The sequence below is a fragment of the Flavobacterium erciyesense genome (assembly GCF_018069925.1).
GTDB lineage: Bacteria > Bacteroidota > Bacteroidia > Flavobacteriales > Flavobacteriaceae > Flavobacterium > Flavobacterium erciyesense.
Genome location: NZ_JAGPXB010000001.1, coordinates 459538 through 478813 on the forward strand (window position 1 = coordinate 459538; position 19276 = coordinate 478813).

28 protein-coding genes are annotated in these 19276 nt (G+C 34.0%); 26 read left to right on the forward strand and 2 right to left on the reverse strand.

From position 1 onward, the window contains the following. Window positions 1-13 precede the first annotated feature (13 nt). From KBJ98_RS02015 to KBJ98_RS02130, 24 genes are all read left to right on the forward strand, one after another. Window positions 14-475, forward strand: a complete 462-nt coding sequence (locus KBJ98_RS02015; RefSeq protein WP_210788018.1) for a hypothetical protein — start codon at window positions 14-16, stop codon at window positions 473-475. A gap of 73 nt (window positions 476-548) precedes the next feature. Beyond that, window positions 549-1850, forward strand: coding sequence for a S49 family peptidase (locus KBJ98_RS02020; RefSeq protein ID WP_210788019.1), 1302 nt, complete (start codon window positions 549-551; stop codon window positions 1848-1850). A 21-nt stretch (window positions 1851-1871) separates the two neighbouring features. After that, entirely contained in the window at window positions 1872-2822 is a 951-nt protein-coding gene (locus tag KBJ98_RS02025) for a hypothetical protein (RefSeq protein ID WP_210788020.1), read from the forward strand. Between the two features lie 9 nt (window positions 2823-2831). Next, window positions 2832-3260: a hypothetical protein gene (locus KBJ98_RS02030; RefSeq protein WP_210788021.1), complete on the forward strand. Its 429-nt coding sequence runs from the start codon at window positions 2832-2834 to the stop codon at window positions 3258-3260. 2 nt (window positions 3261-3262) lie between these two features. Continuing rightward, window positions 3263-3823 carry a hypothetical protein gene (locus KBJ98_RS02035; RefSeq protein ID WP_225899044.1) on the forward strand — a complete coding sequence of 187 codons (561 nt, stop codon included), beginning with the start codon at window positions 3263-3265 and terminating at the stop codon, window positions 3821-3823. Window positions 3824-3891: 68 nt separating this feature from the next. Then, complete coding sequence (locus KBJ98_RS02040) at window positions 3892-4200, forward strand: hypothetical protein (RefSeq protein ID WP_210788022.1); 309 nt, start codon at window positions 3892-3894, stop codon at window positions 4198-4200. A 266-nt stretch (window positions 4201-4466) separates the two neighbouring features. After that, on the forward strand, window positions 4467-5180 hold the full coding sequence (locus tag KBJ98_RS02045; protein WP_210788023.1) for a hypothetical protein: 714 nt from the start codon (window positions 4467-4469) through the stop codon (window positions 5178-5180). 10 nt (window positions 5181-5190) lie between these two features. Beyond that, entirely contained in the window at window positions 5191-5739 is a 549-nt protein-coding gene (locus tag KBJ98_RS02050; protein ID WP_210788024.1) for a hypothetical protein, read from the forward strand. A 175-nt stretch (window positions 5740-5914) separates the two neighbouring features. Continuing rightward, window positions 5915-7228: a hypothetical protein gene (locus KBJ98_RS02055; protein ID WP_225899045.1), complete on the forward strand. Its 1314-nt coding sequence runs from the start codon at window positions 5915-5917 to the stop codon at window positions 7226-7228. A gap of 225 nt (window positions 7229-7453) precedes the next feature. Next, the gene (locus tag KBJ98_RS02060; RefSeq protein ID WP_210788026.1) at window positions 7454-7798 is read left to right on the forward strand and encodes a hypothetical protein; all 345 of its coding nucleotides are present in this window, start codon (window positions 7454-7456) and stop codon (window positions 7796-7798) included. Next, window positions 7798-9156: a hypothetical protein gene (locus KBJ98_RS02065; protein ID WP_210788027.1), complete on the forward strand. Its 1359-nt coding sequence runs from the start codon at window positions 7798-7800 to the stop codon at window positions 9154-9156. Before KBJ98_RS02060 ends, KBJ98_RS02065 begins: the two co-directional genes overlap by 1 nt. Further along, the gene (locus KBJ98_RS02070; protein WP_210788028.1) at window positions 9153-10109 is read left to right on the forward strand and encodes a DUF6712 family protein; all 957 of its coding nucleotides are present in this window, start codon (window positions 9153-9155) and stop codon (window positions 10107-10109) included. Before KBJ98_RS02065 ends, KBJ98_RS02070 begins: the two co-directional genes overlap by 4 nt. Window positions 10110-10175: 66 nt before the next feature. Next, window positions 10176-10664, forward strand: coding sequence for a hypothetical protein (locus KBJ98_RS02075; RefSeq protein ID WP_210788029.1), 489 nt, complete (start codon window positions 10176-10178; stop codon window positions 10662-10664). A 1-nt stretch (window position 10665) separates the two neighbouring features. Continuing rightward, the gene (locus KBJ98_RS02080; RefSeq protein WP_210788030.1) at window positions 10666-11856 is read left to right on the forward strand and encodes a hypothetical protein; all 1191 of its coding nucleotides are present in this window, start codon (window positions 10666-10668) and stop codon (window positions 11854-11856) included. Window positions 11857-11869: 13 nt separating this feature from the next. Next, window positions 11870-12211 (forward strand): hypothetical protein, encoded by a 342-nt coding sequence (locus tag KBJ98_RS02085; RefSeq protein WP_210788031.1) that lies wholly within the window; start codon window positions 11870-11872, stop codon window positions 12209-12211. 21 nt (window positions 12212-12232) lie between these two features. Next, on the forward strand, window positions 12233-12484 hold the full coding sequence (locus KBJ98_RS02090; protein ID WP_210788032.1) for a hypothetical protein: 252 nt from the start codon (window positions 12233-12235) through the stop codon (window positions 12482-12484). Beyond that, a complete protein-coding gene (locus KBJ98_RS02095; RefSeq protein WP_210788033.1) occupies window positions 12481-13017 on the forward strand; it encodes an N-acetylmuramidase domain-containing protein in 537 nt (178 codons plus the stop codon). Before KBJ98_RS02090 ends, KBJ98_RS02095 begins: the two co-directional genes overlap by 4 nt. 87 nt (window positions 13018-13104) lie before the next feature. Next, the gene (locus KBJ98_RS02100; protein ID WP_210788034.1) at window positions 13105-13707 is read left to right on the forward strand and encodes a hypothetical protein; all 603 of its coding nucleotides are present in this window, start codon (window positions 13105-13107) and stop codon (window positions 13705-13707) included. Between the two features lie 27 nt (window positions 13708-13734). Next, the gene (locus KBJ98_RS02105; RefSeq protein ID WP_210788035.1) at window positions 13735-14097 is read left to right on the forward strand and encodes a hypothetical protein; all 363 of its coding nucleotides are present in this window, start codon (window positions 13735-13737) and stop codon (window positions 14095-14097) included. Beyond that, window positions 14097-14819: a hypothetical protein gene (locus tag KBJ98_RS02110; RefSeq protein WP_210788036.1), complete on the forward strand. Its 723-nt coding sequence runs from the start codon at window positions 14097-14099 to the stop codon at window positions 14817-14819. The genes KBJ98_RS02105 and KBJ98_RS02110 overlap by 1 nt, the downstream gene beginning before the upstream one ends. Further along, window positions 14812-15306 carry a hypothetical protein gene (locus KBJ98_RS02115; RefSeq protein WP_210788037.1) on the forward strand — a complete coding sequence of 165 codons (495 nt, stop codon included), beginning with the start codon at window positions 14812-14814 and terminating at the stop codon, window positions 15304-15306. The genes KBJ98_RS02110 and KBJ98_RS02115 overlap by 8 nt, the downstream gene beginning before the upstream one ends. A gap of 186 nt (window positions 15307-15492) precedes the next feature. Continuing rightward, a complete protein-coding gene (locus KBJ98_RS02120) occupies window positions 15493-16350 on the forward strand; it encodes a DNA adenine methylase (protein WP_210788038.1) in 858 nt (285 codons plus the stop codon). A 104-nt stretch (window positions 16351-16454) separates the two neighbouring features. Beyond that, window positions 16455-16634 carry a type II toxin-antitoxin system HicA family toxin gene (locus tag KBJ98_RS02125; RefSeq protein ID WP_210788039.1) on the forward strand — a complete coding sequence of 60 codons (180 nt, stop codon included), beginning with the start codon at window positions 16455-16457 and terminating at the stop codon, window positions 16632-16634. 26 nt (window positions 16635-16660) lie between these two features. Then, window positions 16661-17053 (forward strand): type II toxin-antitoxin system HicB family antitoxin, encoded by a 393-nt coding sequence (locus KBJ98_RS02130; protein WP_210788040.1) that lies wholly within the window; start codon window positions 16661-16663, stop codon window positions 17051-17053. Window positions 17054-17131: 78 nt separating this feature from the next. Here KBJ98_RS02130 and KBJ98_RS02135 read toward each other — a convergent pair whose 3' ends face one another. Together KBJ98_RS02135 and KBJ98_RS02140 are read right to left on the reverse strand one after the other, a co-directional pair. Continuing rightward, window positions 17132-17320, reverse strand: coding sequence for a hypothetical protein (locus KBJ98_RS02135; RefSeq protein ID WP_210788041.1), 189 nt, complete (start codon window positions 17318-17320; stop codon window positions 17132-17134). Window positions 17321-17324: 4 nt separating this feature from the next. Next, entirely contained in the window at window positions 17325-17510 is a 186-nt protein-coding gene (locus KBJ98_RS02140; protein WP_210788042.1) for a hypothetical protein, read from the reverse strand. 308 nt (window positions 17511-17818) lie between these two features. Between KBJ98_RS02140 and KBJ98_RS02145 the strand changes: the two genes are divergently transcribed. Next, the gene (locus KBJ98_RS02145) at window positions 17819-18052 is read left to right on the forward strand and encodes a hypothetical protein (RefSeq protein ID WP_210788043.1); all 234 of its coding nucleotides are present in this window, start codon (window positions 17819-17821) and stop codon (window positions 18050-18052) included. Window positions 18053-18054: 2 nt separating this feature from the next. Beyond that, window positions 18055-19254 carry a hypothetical protein gene (locus tag KBJ98_RS02150; protein ID WP_210788044.1) on the forward strand — a complete coding sequence of 400 codons (1200 nt, stop codon included), beginning with the start codon at window positions 18055-18057 and terminating at the stop codon, window positions 19252-19254. Window positions 19255-19276 lie beyond the last annotated feature (22 nt).

A 19276-nucleotide genomic window follows, 5' to 3' on the forward strand; every position in this document is an offset into this window, starting at 1 on the left:
AAAAATAAATTTTATGGATACAGATTTTGAACAGTTAGGAGGGTTTTGCAAAGTGGAATTTTTTCTTATTGAAGACACTAGTAACTGGCCCATTGTGCTTAATGACGAAACAGCAAATCAAATAATACTTCCTGAATGTGTAGTAGAAGATTATGGTAAAATTATAGACGAAAGCATAGATGTCAATATTCCTCCTAAACAAGCCGCCAATGGAACTACCTACCCTATTGAAATTGTTTTCAATTTTTCGAACCGAGTGCTATCACTAGAAAAATATTTAGACAAATATCAAAACAAATCTGTCGTCGCGCTATTAACACTTAATACCGGAATAAAGAAATTATACGGTACTAATGAAACGCCTTTAATTTTTAATTGGAAAATTGACGAAGGTAAAAAAATTGAAGATGCAGGATTAATAATGGTAAGCATAAAAGGCGAAATGCGTCATAGACCAGTACACTATAAGTTGTAAAAAAATTGTCCTATTTTAAGATTACGCAAAAAACAAAATTTGTACTTCAATAATAAGTACAAATTTTTTTGCCTTGGAAAACGATCTACAAAGTATTTTTGCAAGCCCTTTTTACATCAATAAAGAATACGCACAGTCTTTACTACCTGTGCTGTATTCCGCATTTGTTTTAGGCAAAACCCCATCCAAAACCGAAACAGAAAAAGAAACGCTTGCTCTAAGCCAACGCATGGCATCAACAGAGGGCGGTTCTGGAGTTAGCGCAAAAACTGTTTTAATTTTGTCTATCAAGACTCCTATTCAGAAATTCTCTTCCTGGGAATATTTAGGTACAAAATCATTCATGTCTATTTTAGACCGGTATAAAAACGACCCAAACATTGCAGGAGTTGTTTTGAATATCGATAGCGGCGGCGGTCAAGTTTATGGCACCGGTGAGTTTTATGATTATCTAACTGCCTATCCACTACCTGTTGTTAGCTATACCGATGGTTACATGTGTTCAGCGGCCTACTATATAGGCAATGCTGCAAAATGGATAGTTGCCAATAAAAGAGCCGATGCTATTGGCTCTATTGGTGCTTACACTACAATTGTAGATTTTACAGGTATTTGGGAAAAATACGGTGCAAAAGTACATGAATTCTACGCTACAAAATCAACTGGAAAAAATGCAGATTACCGCGAAGTAGTCAATAATTCTAACTACGAGCCTTACATCAAAAATGTACTAGATCCAATAGTAACGACTTTTCACCAGGATATGAAAGCAACCCGTCCAGGACTTAACGAAGCCGTTTTTGATGGCTCAACATGGGGCGGAGTGAAGGCTTTAGAAATGGGACTGATTGACGAACTAGGAGATTTGCAAACCGCTATTGACAAAGTATTTAGCTTGTCCAACTTAAAGGATAAAAACGAGCAATTAAACAACACTAATAATAAAATCATGAGCAAAACACTGCTAAAATTACAAGCCACGCTAGGCTTAACAGCTGCATTAGCAAGCACTGATAAAGGGACATACTTCAACGAGGAACAACTGGACTTAATTGAAAACAAAATTGAATCACTAGAAGCATCCGAATCCGATTTGAAAACTCAATTGGCCGCAGCCAAAGAAAATCCCGAATTAGCCACAGCGCAGGGAACTATTGCTAGTTTAGAAACTTCGGTAGATGCTATACTTGTTGAAGCTGGAGTAACTGCTACCGGAACGATTGACGAAAAATTAACAGCTCTGACGGAAAAAGTTACCGAAATGGCTAGTAAAGATGGTGGTTCACATACAAATGTGAAAATTGATAATAAACCGGAATTTGAAAAAACAAATGAAGTAGGAGGAATTGATGTTTCTGCTGCTTTGAACAATTAACATAAAAAAAAATACAAACCCATGGCAGTAGAAAAAACTGATATTGTAGCAGCATTTGGAGCCTATTACATTCCTGAAGGTCAGGATATGGCAAGATTAAAATCTGCACTTCGCTTACCTTCAATCACAGCAGATTGTGCAAAACCAATTATTTACGATGGAGAATTATACCGATTTTCCAATGTAATTTTTCAAGAAATTGTTCAGCAATTTCAAAAGAAATTTACTGAAAAAGGAGACATCACCTTTAAACCAAATACAATCACGCTTCGAAATATGAAGATTGATTTGGCATTGTATCCAGATGACGTGAAAGGATCCTGGTTAGGATTTTTAGGAAGTCTTACTGAAGACGAGCGAAAAAATTGGCCTATCGTAAAATACATGCTTGAAAATGAAATTGTCCCACAGTTGAAAAACGATATGGAGTCAAAAGCATATTTCAAAGGTGTATATGTAGCCCCTACTCCTGGTGTTGCTGGTAATGCTAAAGATACCATGGACGGTATCAAAAAGAAATTAGACGACGGTTTAGCAGCTGGAACAATGAATGCCGTAGCACTCTCTTCTGAGCCTACAAATGCTAACATCTTTGAGATGGTCGAGGAATTTGCAGACAATCTGGATGATACATTGGCAGGAGTTCCGACTACAATCTACATGTCGACAGCAAGAGTGAAAGCTTATCTACGCGACAAAAGAAACACGCATGGTAACGATGTTAATTATGATGCTGGAAAAATCACAATTGACTTTGCTGACAACGTGAAGATTAAAGGATTGCCTTCAATGGCAGGATCACCTTACATCTGGGCAACTCCAGATGATAATTATTTATACATCAGAAGAGTAAACGGAATGTCTAATCCAAGAGTAGAGGAAGCATTGCGCCAAATATTCTTAATGCTGGACTGGTGGGAAGGCCTTGGATTTGGTTACGATCAATTAGTTTACGTTTATAAACCAGCTTAATTTTTAATTATGTCAGATAAAAAGAACAACAGCCAAAAGGAAACTCCTGAGGTTGCCAAAAAAGCAGAAACTGCGGTTATTGAAAACAATGCCGCAGTTAACGAAGTTACTAAACCAGTAGAGACTGAGAATATTGATAACAAAGCCGCAATCAAAGAGACAACAGAAACAGATGCTAGCGATGATAATAACGATCAATCTAGAATAATTGGTGTTAAAATAATTACCGATGAAGATGAAGGGCAAGAAGAAGTGCAGGAGGCTGTGATTCTTGCACCATTATCTTTTATTGGTTTAAACGAGCAAGAATATCAAATAACTGTTCCGAAATTTAGATTTAAAGGACAGGAGTATGATTCTCAAAAAGCAATTGATGAAAATGCAGATGTTTTGGAAACTCTAATTTCTGTAAATTCATTTATCATTAAAAAAGTATAACCATGAATTTAGAAGATTTAGGAGGAGAAAGCGCTGAACCAATTGGAGGTTTAGCAACAAAAGTATGGTATGCCAAAAAAAGTGATTTCGCAGTTATTGTGGACACTAAAAAAATGGAAGATGAGGATCCGGATAATGTTGCTGCGAGTTTTGAGCAATTGATGGAAATCGAAGCGAATCATGAATTCAAAACAACGAAATGCTTTAAAACAATTGACTTTGTTCAGGAAACTGGAGAAGTAAAAACAAAGTCAATTGGCACAAAACGCAACAAATTATTTGAAAATGAAGTAACTATTGAAGTTGCTGGTTCAAAAAGTCAAAATCTAGGTTTTATGCGCGCCATAAAAAATGACGATTTAATTGTACTAGTTGAAGAAGTAGGAACCGGGAACATCAGACAGTTAGGCTGGTCTAAATATGGTGCATCAGCTGAAAATTTAGAACACGAAATAGCTGCGGCTCTTGAGGGTAAAAACTCAGCTAAAATAACTTTTAAGGATAAAAATCTTGGTCCTGCAAGTATTTACAAAGGTGAAATCCAAGTAGTACCTGCTCCATAATTTGTTTAGATATTTATAAATAAAAAACCGCTCTACTATTAGGGCGGTTTTTTTTAAATCATAAAACTATGTTTGATTACGTTGCTGAAATTAAAAAGTTCATTGAATTAAATTTTGAACCAACTTATCCAGATCTTGCCAATGCAAAGTTTACAACTGAGGAATTTTTACAATTTTTATTTTTGAGCTTCCCTAACGATTGCATCAATGATTATGAGTTAAATGATATTTTGTTATCTTTGGAATTCGAACGCTTTGTTTATACAATTGACCGAATTGAATTTGAAAAGGATGAAGACAACGAAAAAGTACCTATCATCAAACACCAACTAGTAACTGGATGGTGCATGTTTACGAATAAAATTTCAAAGAAATAAAAATTTATTCCGAAATACACAAACCACTCTATTGAGTGGTTTTTTTATGTCCTATTTTTTGATTTTTACACTTTCCATATTTGTATAAAATTAAAACTTTATACAAATGAACATCTTTCACTACATTTTAATAACATGGTTATTTTTAGCAGGATTTTCTTTAACCAAAGATGCTATACTAGAAAAAAACAAAATTCGCTCGGTTGCAACAGTGCTTATTGTGTTTATATGGATTATACTTATAATTCTTTCGGCTTACTATTAAAATGGAACGAGTTGAAAAATGGTTTTCAGATAACTGCCCTTATGCTGAAGGCGTAGCAATTTATAGCGAGTCGAAATCTCCCAATGCTAATTTATTGCGATTATTCAAAAAACAATCATCTGCCAATTTTGAAAAATTGAAGTATGAATTAGGAAAATTAAGAAATTCAGCTGCTCCAGTAATTGCTAAAATTCCAGAAAAACCGAAATTAAACATTGAAGCAACTGCAATTGCTGCTGAAAAAAAGCAACAATTAATGTTTCACGATTTGCCTCCTGAACTACGTCCAGAATTATTAAAGGCAAACGAACTTTTTCGAAAGAATTGTTTTTTAAAAGTCACACTCAACGACCTAGAACCGGATGCTGAAGAGGAAGCTTTGCGGATGCAGATGCAGATTTCGGACAATTTTAAAATAAATCGCATTTGCTGGAAAAAAATTGATTTTTGGTTAGAACATCGTCAATTGCCCAAAGAACTTACCTCTGGTTTTGAAAAATTAACTGCAGCGCAATTAGTCAAAAAGCAACAGTATCTATTTCAAAACATCTCCAAAATGAAAAAGCGATTTGATGAAAATTTAAACCTGATTTCCACAATGGAGAGTATTTCAGGAAAAGCACGCTTACAAAAATTAGCAACTAAACAAGATGCTGATTTAATTAAAAAAAATGAAGAATTACAAATTATAACCAAACTGATAGATGGGCGATAAAAAGAGGCCGATGCTCACAAAAATAGGCGACAGCACCTTTGATAAAATCAAAGCTTTCTATATCAATCCTGAAGAATTTCCTCTATCTGATAAGTTAGAGGAAATTCGATGCAGATGGGTTGTAATTACTTCTTTTACTGCAAAAGGCTATGGAAAAATTGAAATAGCCAATATGTTAGTTAAAGATTTCGGTATTAAACAGGCACAAGCGTACATTGATATTCGTAACGCTGAAAATATTTTTGGTTCAATTACCCAAACTAGCAATGAAGCTTCAAGAGCGATGTGGCTGGAGTGGACCAGAGATTACTTGAAAAGATGCCGCCAAAAAAACGACCGTGTAAACGAGGCCAAAGCTCTAGCGTTATTGGCGCAATATGGCAATTTAGATGAAGACAAATTGGAATTCAATCCTGAAAAATTAGAAAACAAAGAGATTAGAATTGTCCTACCAAAACAAATGCTTACCGTATTAGAGAACATGGTTGGTAAAGGTACCGCGGATTTTAACAACCTAAATGTCACCGATGTTAATTTTGAAGAATTGACGAATGATTAAAAATATTGAACTAACAATACCGCAGTTAACGTTTGAATTAGCTAAACAACCAAAAAAATATTTGGAAGGCGGTCGTGGCGCCGGAAAAACTACAATTTTAGGAAAAAGACTCCGAGATATTGCAGCTAATCTACCGAGATCATCTAATGCCCTGGTCGGCTGTACATATTCGCAAATGCTATCTAGAACATTACCCAGTGCTATTGAAGGATTGGAAATGTACAACCTTTATCAAGATGTTGATTATGTTGTTGGAAAATGTGGCAAAAAAAACGGTTTTGAAATGCCATTCCAGCCTCCTACTGGTCCATCGGGATGGAACAATATTATCCATTTTAGTAATGGCACAATTTACCAATTAGTATCGCTTGACAATCCTAATTCTGGACGTGGATTAAATTCAAGTTCAATTACTGGAGATGAGGCGGCTCTTCTTGATCCTGAAAAATTATACGTCAACGTCAAAGCAACGAACAGGGTTGCGAAAAAGGCAGTTTACGGAAACAACCCTTACGTTGGATCCGAAGCTTACTATTCTTCAACTCCAATCACAAAGAAAGGAAAATGGTATGTTGAGATGGAAAAAAAAGCGCTCGAAGACCCAACAACATACTTCTTTTTAAAATGTAGCGCTTTGAGCAATCCTTATCTGAGAGCAGGTTGGTTCAAAGAAATGAGAGAAGAAGCAACCAGCGAATTAATCTACAATGCCGAAATCTTAAACATTAGGCCAAAAGAAATAACGGACGGTTTTTACGCTAACATTAATCCGGATAAACACTATTATACCGACTACAACAATAGTTATCTTGAGACTATTGGAGTAGTTGCAAAAAAGGAGCACTTCAATTGCCACCAAGATAATGATATTCAAAGACACGAACCGCTTATTTTATCCCTGGACTGGGGTGTATTCAATTGCGCGGTTGTTATGCAGAAACATGAGAATGAACTAAGAATATTAAAATCTTTTTTTGTCAAATCACCGAAGTTATTAGATGACTTATTCATTGAACAGTTCCTTCCATACTACCAACCGCATCAAGAAAAAATTATTTATTTATATGGTGGCCATGATGGACACAATAGATCAGCAAATAGCAACAGAACGTTATTTCAACAAGTAGAAGACATTTTGCAAAAACATGGTTGGAAAGTATACGTAATGAGTAAAGCTTCAGCTGCTTCACACTTCGATAAATACCTACTGATTAACGCTATGTTAAAAGGCTATAGTGGGCTGCCTACTATTCGAATCAACGAACACAACAACGCTGACCTGATCATATCATTGGAACGTGCAGAGGCGCGAGAAGGACTTACTGAAGCAGTAGAGAAATGGAAAGGCAGCGAACGGAACAAATCCATACTACAACAGCATGCCACCCACCTCAGTGATGCATTCGACATTCCTATTGTTACCATGTACAATGATATCTTCAAGGGAAAGAAATCTTTCGCAGGCGAATTCAAAATTAAAACTACATAGCTTTTCATATATCCTGAATTTTTCAATATGGAAAGTGTAAAAAATTTAAGGGACAGGCGTGCACAATCGTTAGAAAATAGATTTTTAAATAATTTAAAAGTAGTTAAATAATTGACAAACAATAATTTAACTTTTTAAAAAATAGAATAAACGAACTAAAAACATAACTTCTGTACAAAAAAACCTGTCCTATTTTATGTTTTTCACTTTTAAGTGCTTTGTAAAATGGAAAGCACAACTATACATCTAAAAGAAGCCTTGCAGATTATGCAACTGAAAGACAAAGAAGGAAAGCCTTTCCCTTTCGACTTAACCTACCGAACTTTTAATTCTCAAACCAAGAAAGGTGGAAAATTGAAAGTTTATGAGAAAGTCAAATATCTACCTGAGGCCAATTTAAATGGTGCGCAAAGCAAATCTATTCAAGCAATTTTCGCTATCGAAAAATCAAAAAGAAAACCAATCCACTTCGAAAACCGCACTAGAAATATTGAGTTGCAAAATGGAGATTTAAAAAAAATAAGGATAGATTTTATCATATCAATCAACAACCGAAAAGTAATTTACTAATGAGTTCAACTAAATTCTTTGGCAATATTGCAGTTTCTGAGCATAAAGGAATAGGCATCGCATATACGTTCAAAAATACTTCAGGTTCTAGTCTTGAAGCTCCAACTACTTTAAATATTCAAGTTAAAGACAAAAAAGGAAGAATTGCTTCCTGGGGTCCCAATAATGATTATCCTCAAAAAATATTAAAAGCCATTAAATCCTCAGGTTCTGGTTCATCTGCATTACGCTTTCTAAGAAAAGCGCATTATGGTAGTGGTATTATCTTGGTAAATAACACTCCTGATGAAAATGGAAAGAAAGCGCCAAAACTTGTTGATATTTTAAAGTATCCTGAAATAAATACTTTCTTTAAAACCTCTCAAGTACCTAGGTTTTTTAAAGAGATCATTGCTGATATGGAATGGTTTTCTATTGGATTTCCTGAATATATTCTATCCAACAATTTCAAAACAATCAATAGAGTAAAACGACATCAAGCCGCTTGGTGTCGCTTTGAAATAATGAATGAGGAAAACGGACTTGTTGAAAATGTCTACATATCCGAAAAATTCGGAAAAGAATCTGTTTCTGAGGATTCGCCTTTTGTTTCAAAAGTACCATTAATTGATAGTTATTGGTCCCCAGAGGAAGTGCGAGCTTACTGCCAGGCTAACAAAATTTACAAATTCATTAGGCCTGTATTTTACCCTTTAATTGATGAAGCATACTATCCACAAGCAGAGTGGCATAGTGTTGTAAATAATGGCTGGTTAGACGTTGCTAATTCTATTCCCGAATATAAAAAAGCAATGTTCGAAAATCAGGCAGCCATAAAATACATGGTCGAAGTTGACGAGCGCTATTTTGAACAAATATACGGCAATAGCTGGAAAGATTATACCGTTGAAGAAAGGCAAAAAATCCGTCAAGATCTAATTGACGGAATAAACGAAGGATTGGTTACAACCAAAAATGCTGGTAAATCCATTCAATCTATGATGTTCGCGGATGAAAAAGGCGTACAAACATCTGCTTTGAAAATTTCATCTCCAGATGACAAACTAAAAGATGGTGTTTACCTTCCAGAAGCCGAAGCCGCTAACTCCGAAATTCTTTTTGCAATGGGTGTGGATCCATCACTAATCGGTGCCGGAATACCAGGCGGTAAACTTGGAGCAGGTTCTGGTTCTGATAAAAATGCCGCTTTCAACATCTTACAAGCCTTGAAAAAAACGGATCGCGAAACGGTTCTAGAAATCTACGATTTTGTTGCAGGTTACAATCAATGGGATGAAACCATTTCAGCCAATTTTGAAAATACAGTATTAACAACTTTGGATAAAAATCCAACCGGAACTCAAAACGCTACAATATGATTCTTACCACAACTGAAGACTTAAAAAAATATATTTCTGTTGCTCAAAACTTTGAATTCAAAGATTTTGAACCCTATATAAATAAAGCGATCAACTCCTACACAAACAAATACGTAGGCGACTTACATGCATTACTAAAAGATGAAGCTACAAACGAAAACGCTGAAATTCTAAACCAGGCACGCGAACATTTACGTTCGGCGCTGGCTAACTTTGGTTATTTCCTTTTTACCCCATTTAATTCTGTTAATATGGATAGTTCAGGGATGTCTAATACAATAAGTGAAAACAGAAAAAATATAGAATGGTGGCAATTAAACGACATACGCCGCGAGCTTTTACGCTCCGGACACGAAAGCATGGACCTGCTATTAACTATTCTTGAAGAAAACCCGCTAGTATTTACAGTTTGGACCGAAAAATTTGCCTCTAAAAACAAAGAACTACTAGTTCATAATACAACTGAATTTCAAAAAGTCTACAACATTTTTGATAGCAGACAAACATTTTTAGCCTTAACACCCGCAATTCGTCAGGTAGAAGACCAATACATCAATTGCTTTTTGTCTGATCAATTAATTCAGTACCTAAAATCCAATCCAACAGAGAAGACTATTGTAAAACTAAAAGAATATCTACAAAAAGCAATCGTGCATTTTACTATTGCCAAAGTTTATGACGAAGGCATATTTAATTTGGATTCTTCAGGTATAAAATTAAAATTCGACACCCTACCAAATGAAACGGCCAAAGCGGTGGATTATGGTAAAGCAGTTGAACAACTTAATCGAGCAATCAAAAAAAATATTGATAACGGTTCGAACTACATCGGGCTTGGCAAAGATTTAATAATTGCTAATCCCGAAAGCTTTTCAGAATTTGAAAATCCTTTAAAACTAAAAACCCCTGCAAAATTCAAGGTATACAATACCAAGGGCATCGTTGCACTTTAGTGTCCTATTTTATTTTTTCGATTAGAATGAATTTTACAATCTCAATAAAAACAAAAAAAATGTAAAATGACAAAAGCAGAAATTGAATCAGTACCAGGGGCAGATTATTTTTTACTAAACGGAATCAGAAGGCCTCGCTCTTACGAGGCTATTGGGGTTGATTTATTGGCCGGTAAAAAAGGGGTAAAACTCATTCCCGTACAAAGGCAAAAAACCACAGTTCAGGACACTATTCTTTTTGATGAATATGAAATTGATGGCGTGGTGCCTGAATCCCAAAGTGAATGCATTTCACTCTTGAACGAAATAGTTTTTAAAAAAGGTGGGGGCAACGGCGTTGGGGTTGTAAACGTTTCTTGTATTCCATTTGGAGCACTACTAATCTTCAAAGGCCGTAACAATCAAGGCAATGAAAACATTGAAGCTGGAGACACAGTTATTGGCTTTGTAGAGGGACAGTTTTTAAATGCTGGTACCTATTACGGTGGCGATCCATTGTTATTGTCTAGCTACAACGAGAACGAAGAAATCCCACAAGAAGGAAATATTAGATAAAATGAAAAAAGTTTTAACATTATGCATTTTAGCTATCGGGATGATGGCGGATGCGCAGACCAACAACGTAATTTCAAAAAAACTACAACTCCAAAACGTGCCTATTGGTACCGCAAACGATTCTGTTTTAGTTTGGGGCGCTAACAAAGTTGTAAAACATAGAAAACTTAGCGATTTGTTTAGTAATTCATTACCCATCGATTTAGCAAGTGTGTTATCAACTGGATATACTAATAGCAATGTACTAGATGACAATCGAACATCGGTTTATACTTTAGCACCAGAAATGCTAAATTATAGGATTTTCAAAAATGATTATTCCCTTTACAGTGCGATTTTAATTGACAACGATAAATTTCAAATTGGAGGAAGTTATTTGAACCAAAATGATAGTTTGAGCAAAACAAGTGTATTATTTAGCGCTGATTTTGATGGATCTTCTATCAAATCCGAGCATAGAGATTTGTTCGGTAATATCTTAAATAGAACAGATTTAAAAGTTGATCCAGTCAAAGGTGTTGGTATTAGAACATCCAATTATGGCAATGGATTTTATTTTAAAACTGATAATTTACAAGGTGATGAGCGTACACTCCAAGTTCCAGATAGATCAGGAACTATAGCTTTAACTGATGATATTCCAGCACCAAAATATACAACTTTCAATGCTCTAATTACGCAGTATGACACTGACAATCCAATACTAACATTGTTGCCCGGAGAAATACAAAATGTTAGTATAATTAGAGCAGGAGTTGGTACCTACTGGTTAATGAGCAACTCTGCATTTATTTTGGATAAGACAACTGTTTTTTTGAATAATACAACAGCTTTCACAAACAAAATAGAGCATTTAGACATTAATATAATTGTTTTAAAAACTTTTGACGCTTCAGGAACTCTAGTTGATTCTGCTTTGAATAAATCAAGCTTAGAAGTAAAAGTTTATTTAGCTGGCCCTCGGGAGGTCGCTGTAGGACCCAATTCAAGCGGATACGACGCATGTAGTTTAGAGCCATCAAATACTGCTTATTTTGTGGGTAATGGCTTAGGTATAAATAGTGGAGATGCCGTTTTTCAGAACTCGCAAGGAACTATTCCTTTGCCGGATGGCGCTTATAGCTTAAACCAATATTCTGAATATATGACAGTCGTTTCAGGTATAGCTTATCTACAAACTTGTGGCCGCTAAAAAATAAGAAAACATGAACAAATTTTTAGAACAAATTTTAGGCACCAATGATGTGCCAACTTATTTAGCCTGGTTCCTACTAGCTTTTATTGGGGCCTTTACTGCTATTTTAATAAGAGCAAAAGCAAAATACAAAACCTCTGATGATACACCACGCAAATGGAGCTGGGGGTTTCTTCTCCAGGACAACGCGATCAATTTGCTGCTAGGATTTTTTATCACCTTCATTTTTTTGCGGTTTTCTCAAGAAACTTTAAAGCTAGAACCTAGCGCCTGGGTCGCACTACTAGTTGGTGCCACCAATAATGAATTGTCTTTGCTATTCGTCAAATTCGGATTAAAGGCAAGAAAATAATTTATACAAATCAATAGTATTATGAATGTGGAAGATAGACAGATAATGAGTCAAATTGAAAAAGATATTGCCGAAATTAAAACAGCACTACTCGGCAGTTCATTATCTGGAGACAAAGGACTTACAGGCAGAATAAAAGATTTAGAAAATCGATTAAAAATACTAGAACTTGAAAAAAGCCAAAACCATAATTTGAATAAAGTCATTATCTGGTTAGCTTCCATAATCGTAGTTGGGTTGCTTGGATTAATTTTTAACTATTTTAAAAAATGATTACCGAAAAAGAGTATCGCGATTTAGCCATTGAATTTGGCTACCCGCTGGCCCGCGTCAAATCTATCGATCTAGTCGAATCTAATGGCGAAGGTTTTGATCGTAAAACCGGTAAAATAAAAATACAATTTGAGCCTCACTATTTCAAACGTATTTCCAGATATGTTACAGGACTTTGGTCATTAAACAAAGTTGATGTACAATCAAAGGAATGGGCAGCTTTTAACGATGCTTTCAAGAAAAACCCCAAAGCTGCTATGGAGTCTACCTCCATTGGCCGCATGCAAGTGATGGGTGAGAATTGGAAACGCCTAGGCTTTAAAAGCGTCAATGCAATGTGGGATTTTGCCAAAGTATCAGAGCGTAATCAATTATGGCTAGGCTTAAAATTCATTGCAACAAATGCTCGATTACATCAAGCCGTTATTAACGGAAATCACAAAATGATCGCCTATTACTATAATGGTAAAAATTACTGGATTAAAGGTTACGACAAAAAATTAAAAAATGCTGAAAATAATTTTGCCACATGAAAAAATTATTCAAAATCATAAGTAACCTATTGTACGGAGGAAAATCCTTCGCACCCAAAGAAACAAAGTGGAATTAAAAACAAAAAAATGTTAGAAAAAATTAAAATAGCTGCAATCGTTATCCTCCTGGTAACGGTTAGTTTATTCTATAAAAATTGGCAGTTCGAAAAAGCCGAAAAAACACGGCAAACCGCAAACTTGGTTTCACTTCGAAAAGCGGATAGTTTAAATTATGCAACACAAATCTTGAACGTTACTGAACTCAAAGAATATCTGCAGTACCAAAATTCAGATTTAAAAAATAAGCTAGCAAAATCAGGAATCAAAGAAAATAGAATCACTGAAATCATTAGAACCAACTACATCTACAAAGACACGATAAAACAAGAAACAGATGTATCCGGATTAATTGATGCTGTTAAAAAAACCATTCCCAAACAACAATCCTGGAGCGATACAAATGGATGCCTAACTGTGAAAGGATTAGTTGTTTTTGATGGCCAAAAACTCAAAGTTACAGTACAAGAACGGGACCTTAAAAACAATACCCATGCAGTTGCATACTGGGAGCGAAAGCCCTGGACGTTTCTAGGTTTAAAATCAAGATTTTTAGGTAAAAAACAATTTACTGCTAAAGTATTTGATGAGTGTGGCAAAACCCAATTTTTGCGCATTGAAAAAAAACAATAAAATAGTATCCATCTAACAAACATTATAATGCCAGAAATTGTAAGTCTTATCGATTTTAAATACACCATCGAGGAAAAAGGCGGTGTGATCTTTATTAAAGATGCTCGAACTTCACAAATAATTAATCAGTATTACAAGGTAAAACCTGAATTAAATATTACTGAAGAATTAGTTCGCGTCGTGTTTTTTGCACCAAAACAACCTACTGTTTTAGATTTTAAAGAATTAAAAAGAGGAATCTTAAAATTTGAAAATTACCAAAACAAAGATAGTTTTCAAATAAAATTTACCAATTCAGAAGGAGAAAACATCTTGAACCAGGTGGTCACATCTTTTATGGGACAAGATCAATTTACTATTGAAACAATTGCTGATTACTTTTTTCAATAATGAAAATTAATATCGTAATCCCTGCATCATGGAATGAGTTATCCGATAGCCAGTTTAAAGAACTGGCTAAACTCTCTTATTCAGGAAAAACAGGAAATTATTTTGATTTACAGTGTTTTAAAATTTTACTTAACATCCGCTGGTATCAATTCTCTAGACGAATGCATGTTAAATTCGTTTTGTCGCAAATTTCGATTAAGACACTCAAGAAAACATTTGATTTTGTTTACAAAGCAAATGACAGAACTATTTTTCCGAAAATCAGCAACGGCTATTTTCCACCACTCGACAAAATTACAAACCTAACTGCAGAAGAGTTTTCTGTTGCAGATGATCTGCATATTAAATGGAGAACTACCCAGGACAAAGAATACCTTATTTACCTTGCAGCAGTACTGTATAGTAAAAAAAAACAACCACGGGAGCCATTTGACAAGAACAATCTGCCGGATAAAATAAAGCATTTTAAAAAGTTGCCTATTGCAGTTTTGCTATGTATCGAGCTGGCTTATTTTGGTTGCAAAAATCATCTGGTTAAGCGATTCCCGAAAGCTTTCCCGAAAGGCACAAAAAAAGTTTCTAATAGTAAGTACGGATTTGGTAAAGTTATTCTGCAAATGGCTGGTGGCAAATTTGGAAATCATGAACAAACCAAAAGCACGAATATTTATACTTTTCTTGAAGAGTTTACTGAAAACCTAAATAGCGCAAAAAATGGTTAGAAAAACACATAGTGAAATAATAAATTTTCACAAAAATATTGCCGCAGCTCACGTTGGCATTAATGGGTTTTATAGGTTCGATATGAATGAAATTATAGGTCAGTTTCGTTCAGGAGTTCCTACACCTGCATTGCTTTTAGAAAGTCACTCAAGCGAGTTAGAAAGTGCAACCAAAATGGTTTCTAATTTTAATAGTATCAAAATATCCTTTTTGTTATTAGATTTTGCAGGTAAGGTAGGCGACTTTGAAAAACAGAACGAGGTCTTGGATCGATTAGAAAATATTGCCCTGGATATCGTTTCCTATTTAGTAAAAGAAAATAAAACAAATGGTTCCTGGTTGTTTGGTATGTTTGATATTAATTCAGTACGAATTGAAAAAATAGGCCCTTTGTTTGACAACATGTACGGCTGGAATGTCATTTATGCCTTAAAAAATCACGAATCAATGGTTTTTGATGTCAATAAATGGAATTTTAATCCGTAAATAATCAAAAAAAATCCTTTGGAGTACAGGATAAAAAAAGTCCTCCAACATTAAAAACTTCTCACGGATTTTAATTTTTAGCACAAAGCCAAGCGTTGGAGGACAAAAAGTCTTCTAATGCTTGGCTTCGCTATTTCTAATAATCCGTGAGGTTACAAATATACATTATCAATCATCAATCAAAAAATGAAATTACAAAAAAAGAAAAATTACACGGCAGCGCCGTTGCCATTTATGGGCCAAAAGAGAAGATTTTTAAAAGATTTTAAAAACGCATTAACCGCATTCCCTCCTGATGCTATTTATATTGACCTATTTGGAGGTAGTGGTTTATTATCGCACACAACTAAACAGTTTTACCCCGATGCTAAAGTCATTTACAACGATTTTGACGGCTTTTCAGAGCGTTTGGCTAACATTGACAAAACCAATCTACTTATTGCAGATATAAGGCTAATTTTAAACGATAGCCCATCTGATAAAAAAATAAGTGATTCCATAAAACAAAAAGTGATCGCTAGAGTAGAACTGGAAGAACAAAACGGATACGTAGACTATATTACTTTGAGCAGCTCCATCCTGTTCTCGATGAAATATGTTTTGTCCCTGGAGCAATTAAAAAAAGAAACACTTTACAATACCGTTCGCCAATCGAATTATACAGCTGAAGGTTATTTGGAAGGATTGGAAGTAGTTAGCTTAGATTATAAAAAACTTTTCAATCAGTACAAAAATAAGCCAAACGTAGTTTTTCTGGTAGACCCGCCCTATTTATCAACTGAAACAGGAACCTACAAGAGCTACTGGAAACTAAACGATTATTTAGATGTGCTTCAGGTTCTGGATGGCACTAGTTTTTTTTATTTTACATCCAACAAATCTTCAATTATTGAGCTTTGCGAATGGATAGAAACTAAAACGCCAATGAGCAATCCTTTTACTGGAGCAAATAGAATGGAGACTAAAAACCCCGTAAATTTTCAAACTAGTTATACCGATATCATGCTGTTTAAAGATTCTAACTCAAGCATTACTTCGCTGTAAATTTCCTGAAAAAAAAATTTCTTTTTTAGTAAAAAAACTTTCTTTTTCGCTTGTTAATGATAGTAAATTTACTATCTTTGAAAAGTCAAATAATAACAAGGTCTATGAAATACAGCGAATTTTTTAAGTTAGTCAAACGGAATGGTTGGCAACTTTTAAGGCAAGGAAAAGGAAGCCACGAAATTTGGGAAAAAGACAGTCAAACAGTCGTAATTCCTAACCACGGTTCAAAAGAAATGCCAACAGGATTAGAAAAAAGTTTAAAAAAAGAAATGGGTTTATAACCCATTTCTTTAAAAATATAGAAATTATGAGCAACGAGATTAAAATTATAATAGAAAAAAGTTCTGATTCATTCGGAGCATATTCCGAAAACGTATCAGGTATTTTTGGAGCTGGAGACACTGCCGATGATTGCAAACAGTCTATTTTAGATGCAATTGAAACATTAAAAGAGTTAGACAATTGCCCCGCGGAGTTAAAAAGTAATTATACAATTACCTATAAATTTGATACAATCAGTCTTTTAAATTATTACAAAGGAATTTTTTCAAACTCAGCATTTGAGAAAATTACAGGAATCAATCAAAAACAAATTCAACACTACGCCACGGGCCATAGGAAACCAAGACCAGAACAAAGAGAAAAAATAGAAAAAGCGCTTCACAATTTAGGCAAAGAATTACTAGCTGTAGAACTATAGGTTATTATTTGACGATTTTTATTTATAGTGCAGCAAAAACCCCTCAATTGAGGGGTTTTTTATTGCTTGAAATAAAAATCAAACCAATTCAAAAGTACCATATTGATAAACTCCTAAAATACCATCTGAAAATTTTATTGTAAAATCTGCGTTGTCTTCATCAATTACTTTGATATTGTTTACAGTTCCAACCTCGCCTCTTTTATTGAATGGGTCTGTGGTTAAAAATCTATCAATCATTACTTTTTTACCTCTTAAATTTTTCATGTTCTTATTTTTTAAATCCAACCCAATTACCATTTTTATCATAACCGCGATTAGCTAGAGTCATTTTCGCTAAATCTACTGGGTTAATCTCTCCGCGAACAATTGCACCTAGCAATTCGTTCGAGGTTAATGAAAAAATATATTCCGGATTGTTCTCTTCGCTGTCGTTTGATGCTGTGTAAGTGCTCATTATCTTTTTTTTATTCAAATTAAACACTCTTTGTTCCGAGGTGCAAGTATGTTCTAAAACATTAGCTTTTCTTTAGCTCTTCTTGAAAATTAAACTGAATAAAAAACCCCTCGATTGTGGGGCTCTTTATTATTTATTTGACTCTAAAATTGGTAATCCTGCTTCGGATTTTCGATATTATTTTTTTTTATTTGTTCTCTAATTAGCGATAACTTGCACCAGTAACAGACCAGACTGTAAAATTTAACGTTGTAATATGAGAATTTATATAACTAAATATTATCTTTGAACTATAAATAATTGAAACTATGAGAAATTTGCTTAGTTTTTTAGGAGTATTATCTTCTGTTTTCAACGTTATGATTAACGAATTTCGCTCAATAAACGATTTAATTGTTAAATCCAATGACGAAAACTTAGAGTCATTACTACAAAAACCAGAAGATAAATTGAAATTTCAAAAGGCTGTTGATGAAGTAATAAAGGAATCATCAACAAAAGATATCACCCTTAATGGTAGGAATATTACAATCTCTGTTTAATTTTGAATATTAATATCGCATTTAATACCATTATTTATATAATGGTATTTTTATTTCCAGGAGTTTTATTTAGGAGAGCCTTTTTCTCTGGAAGATTTAATAAACATTTTGAATCCGGAAATAGTTTTGAGAGAGTACTTTGGAATATATTAGCAAGCGTCATGATGTTGGCTAGTTTCTGTATATTCATTCATTTATTCAATACTTATTCTCCATTAAAGGTTCAATTTGAACTAGGTGTTCCTGAACTAACTGACACCTTTTTATGTATTTATGAAAATAAACTTCCCACAATTTTCTCATCTGAAGCACAAATAATTCAGACAGGAAATCTACTATTTTCTATTTATGCGTTTTCCTTAATTCTGGGTTTTTTTATTAATCGACTTGTTTTCTTTTTAGGTTTAGAAAGAAGATTCAGCATCTTTCAATTCCAAAATCACTGGCATTATTTAACTCATTCAACTAAACAAAACAACCTGAATCATTCAATCGGAGATCTTTATTATACTCGTGTAGATGTTAAATCTAAAGACGAATTATTTACTGGAAATCTTCACGAAATACTTCATGACAAGGAAGGTAAAGTAGAAGCGATAACGATTAAAGAAGCATATAAGTTTTATCGACTAAATTTAATTGATGATGCTATAAAAATTGCAGCCATCAATGAACAGATTGATAACAATGATCCAAATGTAATTTTTCATTCTGAAACTGCTGATTTATTTATTTTCAGAAAACGTATCAAGGGAGATTTATTTACCATACTTAATAATGACTTAGAAAATATTTCCATATCATATATTAAGATTTTGAATTTTCAAAAAAAAATTCAAAACTTTTTAAAAGTTTTATCTTCAATTTTATTATTACTTGCTGGTATATTTTCGGTTTCTTATGCAATCTGGGATTTTCAATTATTTACATTCGGAAGTTATTTTAAGAGGCTTCTTTTCTGCATTGTTTCTCCAATAAATTTCGCTATACTTTTACTGATAATTGTGACAGTTTTTAATATAAAAACATTGAGAATCGAACCGAAAAAGTACTTTAAAGATATCATGAATGCTTTTTTTATTTTAACTCTTTTCTCTATTCCTTTTTTATATATATTTGACTTTTTGAGAGGAAGCTACACTATTATAGTAATGTCGATTTATTTATCAGTCTCGAGTTTATTTTTTAAAAAAGAACAATAATTGTAACAGCAATCTGAATCTT

What these genes read in the sequence shown, in the direction of transcription:
- KBJ98_RS02015 (WP_210788018.1), top strand. Translation starts at nt 14, where the DNA reads ATGGATACAGATTTTGAACAGTTAGGAGGGTTTTGCAAAGTGGAATTT.
- KBJ98_RS02025 (WP_210788020.1), top strand. Translation starts at nt 1,872, where the DNA reads ATGGCAGTAGAAAAAACTGATATTGTAGCAGCATTTGGAGCCTATTAC.
- KBJ98_RS02030 (WP_210788021.1), top strand. Translation starts at nt 2,832, where the DNA reads ATGTCAGATAAAAAGAACAACAGCCAAAAGGAAACTCCTGAGGTTGCC.
- KBJ98_RS02035 (WP_225899044.1), top strand. Translation starts at nt 3,263, where the DNA reads ATGAATTTAGAAGATTTAGGAGGAGAAAGCGCTGAACCAATTGGAGGT.
- KBJ98_RS02040 (WP_210788022.1), top strand. Translation starts at nt 3,892, where the DNA reads ATGTTTGATTACGTTGCTGAAATTAAAAAGTTCATTGAATTAAATTTT.
- KBJ98_RS02045 (WP_210788023.1), top strand. Translation starts at nt 4,467, where the DNA reads ATGGAACGAGTTGAAAAATGGTTTTCAGATAACTGCCCTTATGCTGAA.
- KBJ98_RS02050 (WP_210788024.1), top strand. Translation starts at nt 5,191, where the DNA reads ATGCTCACAAAAATAGGCGACAGCACCTTTGATAAAATCAAAGCTTTC.
- KBJ98_RS02055 (WP_225899045.1), top strand. Translation starts at nt 5,915, where the DNA reads ATGCTATCTAGAACATTACCCAGTGCTATTGAAGGATTGGAAATGTAC.
- KBJ98_RS02060 (WP_210788026.1), top strand. Translation starts at nt 7,454, where the DNA reads ATGGAAAGCACAACTATACATCTAAAAGAAGCCTTGCAGATTATGCAA.
- KBJ98_RS02065 (WP_210788027.1), top strand. Translation starts at nt 7,798, where the DNA reads ATGAGTTCAACTAAATTCTTTGGCAATATTGCAGTTTCTGAGCATAAA.
- KBJ98_RS02070 (WP_210788028.1), top strand. Translation starts at nt 9,153, where the DNA reads ATGATTCTTACCACAACTGAAGACTTAAAAAAATATATTTCTGTTGCT.
- KBJ98_RS02075 (WP_210788029.1), top strand. Translation starts at nt 10,176, where the DNA reads ATGACAAAAGCAGAAATTGAATCAGTACCAGGGGCAGATTATTTTTTA.
- KBJ98_RS02080 (WP_210788030.1), top strand. Translation starts at nt 10,666, where the DNA reads ATGAAAAAAGTTTTAACATTATGCATTTTAGCTATCGGGATGATGGCG.
- KBJ98_RS02085 (WP_210788031.1), top strand. Translation starts at nt 11,870, where the DNA reads ATGAACAAATTTTTAGAACAAATTTTAGGCACCAATGATGTGCCAACT.
- KBJ98_RS02090 (WP_210788032.1), top strand. Translation starts at nt 12,233, where the DNA reads ATGAATGTGGAAGATAGACAGATAATGAGTCAAATTGAAAAAGATATT.
- KBJ98_RS02095 (WP_210788033.1), top strand. Translation starts at nt 12,481, where the DNA reads ATGATTACCGAAAAAGAGTATCGCGATTTAGCCATTGAATTTGGCTAC.
- KBJ98_RS02100 (WP_210788034.1), top strand. Translation starts at nt 13,105, where the DNA reads ATGTTAGAAAAAATTAAAATAGCTGCAATCGTTATCCTCCTGGTAACG.
- KBJ98_RS02105 (WP_210788035.1), top strand. Translation starts at nt 13,735, where the DNA reads ATGCCAGAAATTGTAAGTCTTATCGATTTTAAATACACCATCGAGGAA.
- KBJ98_RS02110 (WP_210788036.1), top strand. Translation starts at nt 14,097, where the DNA reads ATGAAAATTAATATCGTAATCCCTGCATCATGGAATGAGTTATCCGAT.
- KBJ98_RS02115 (WP_210788037.1), top strand. Translation starts at nt 14,812, where the DNA reads ATGGTTAGAAAAACACATAGTGAAATAATAAATTTTCACAAAAATATT.
- KBJ98_RS02120 (WP_210788038.1), top strand. Translation starts at nt 15,493, where the DNA reads ATGAAATTACAAAAAAAGAAAAATTACACGGCAGCGCCGTTGCCATTT.
- KBJ98_RS02125 (WP_210788039.1), top strand. Translation starts at nt 16,455, where the DNA reads ATGAAATACAGCGAATTTTTTAAGTTAGTCAAACGGAATGGTTGGCAA.
- KBJ98_RS02130 (WP_210788040.1), top strand. Translation starts at nt 16,661, where the DNA reads ATGAGCAACGAGATTAAAATTATAATAGAAAAAAGTTCTGATTCATTC.
- KBJ98_RS02135 (WP_210788041.1), bottom strand. Translation starts at nt 17,320, where the DNA reads ATGAAAAATTTAAGAGGTAAAAAAGTAATGATTGATAGATTTTTAACC.
- KBJ98_RS02140 (WP_210788042.1), bottom strand. Translation starts at nt 17,510, where the DNA reads ATGAGCACTTACACAGCATCAAACGACAGCGAAGAGAACAATCCGGAA.
- KBJ98_RS02145 (WP_210788043.1), top strand. Translation starts at nt 17,819, where the DNA reads ATGAGAAATTTGCTTAGTTTTTTAGGAGTATTATCTTCTGTTTTCAAC.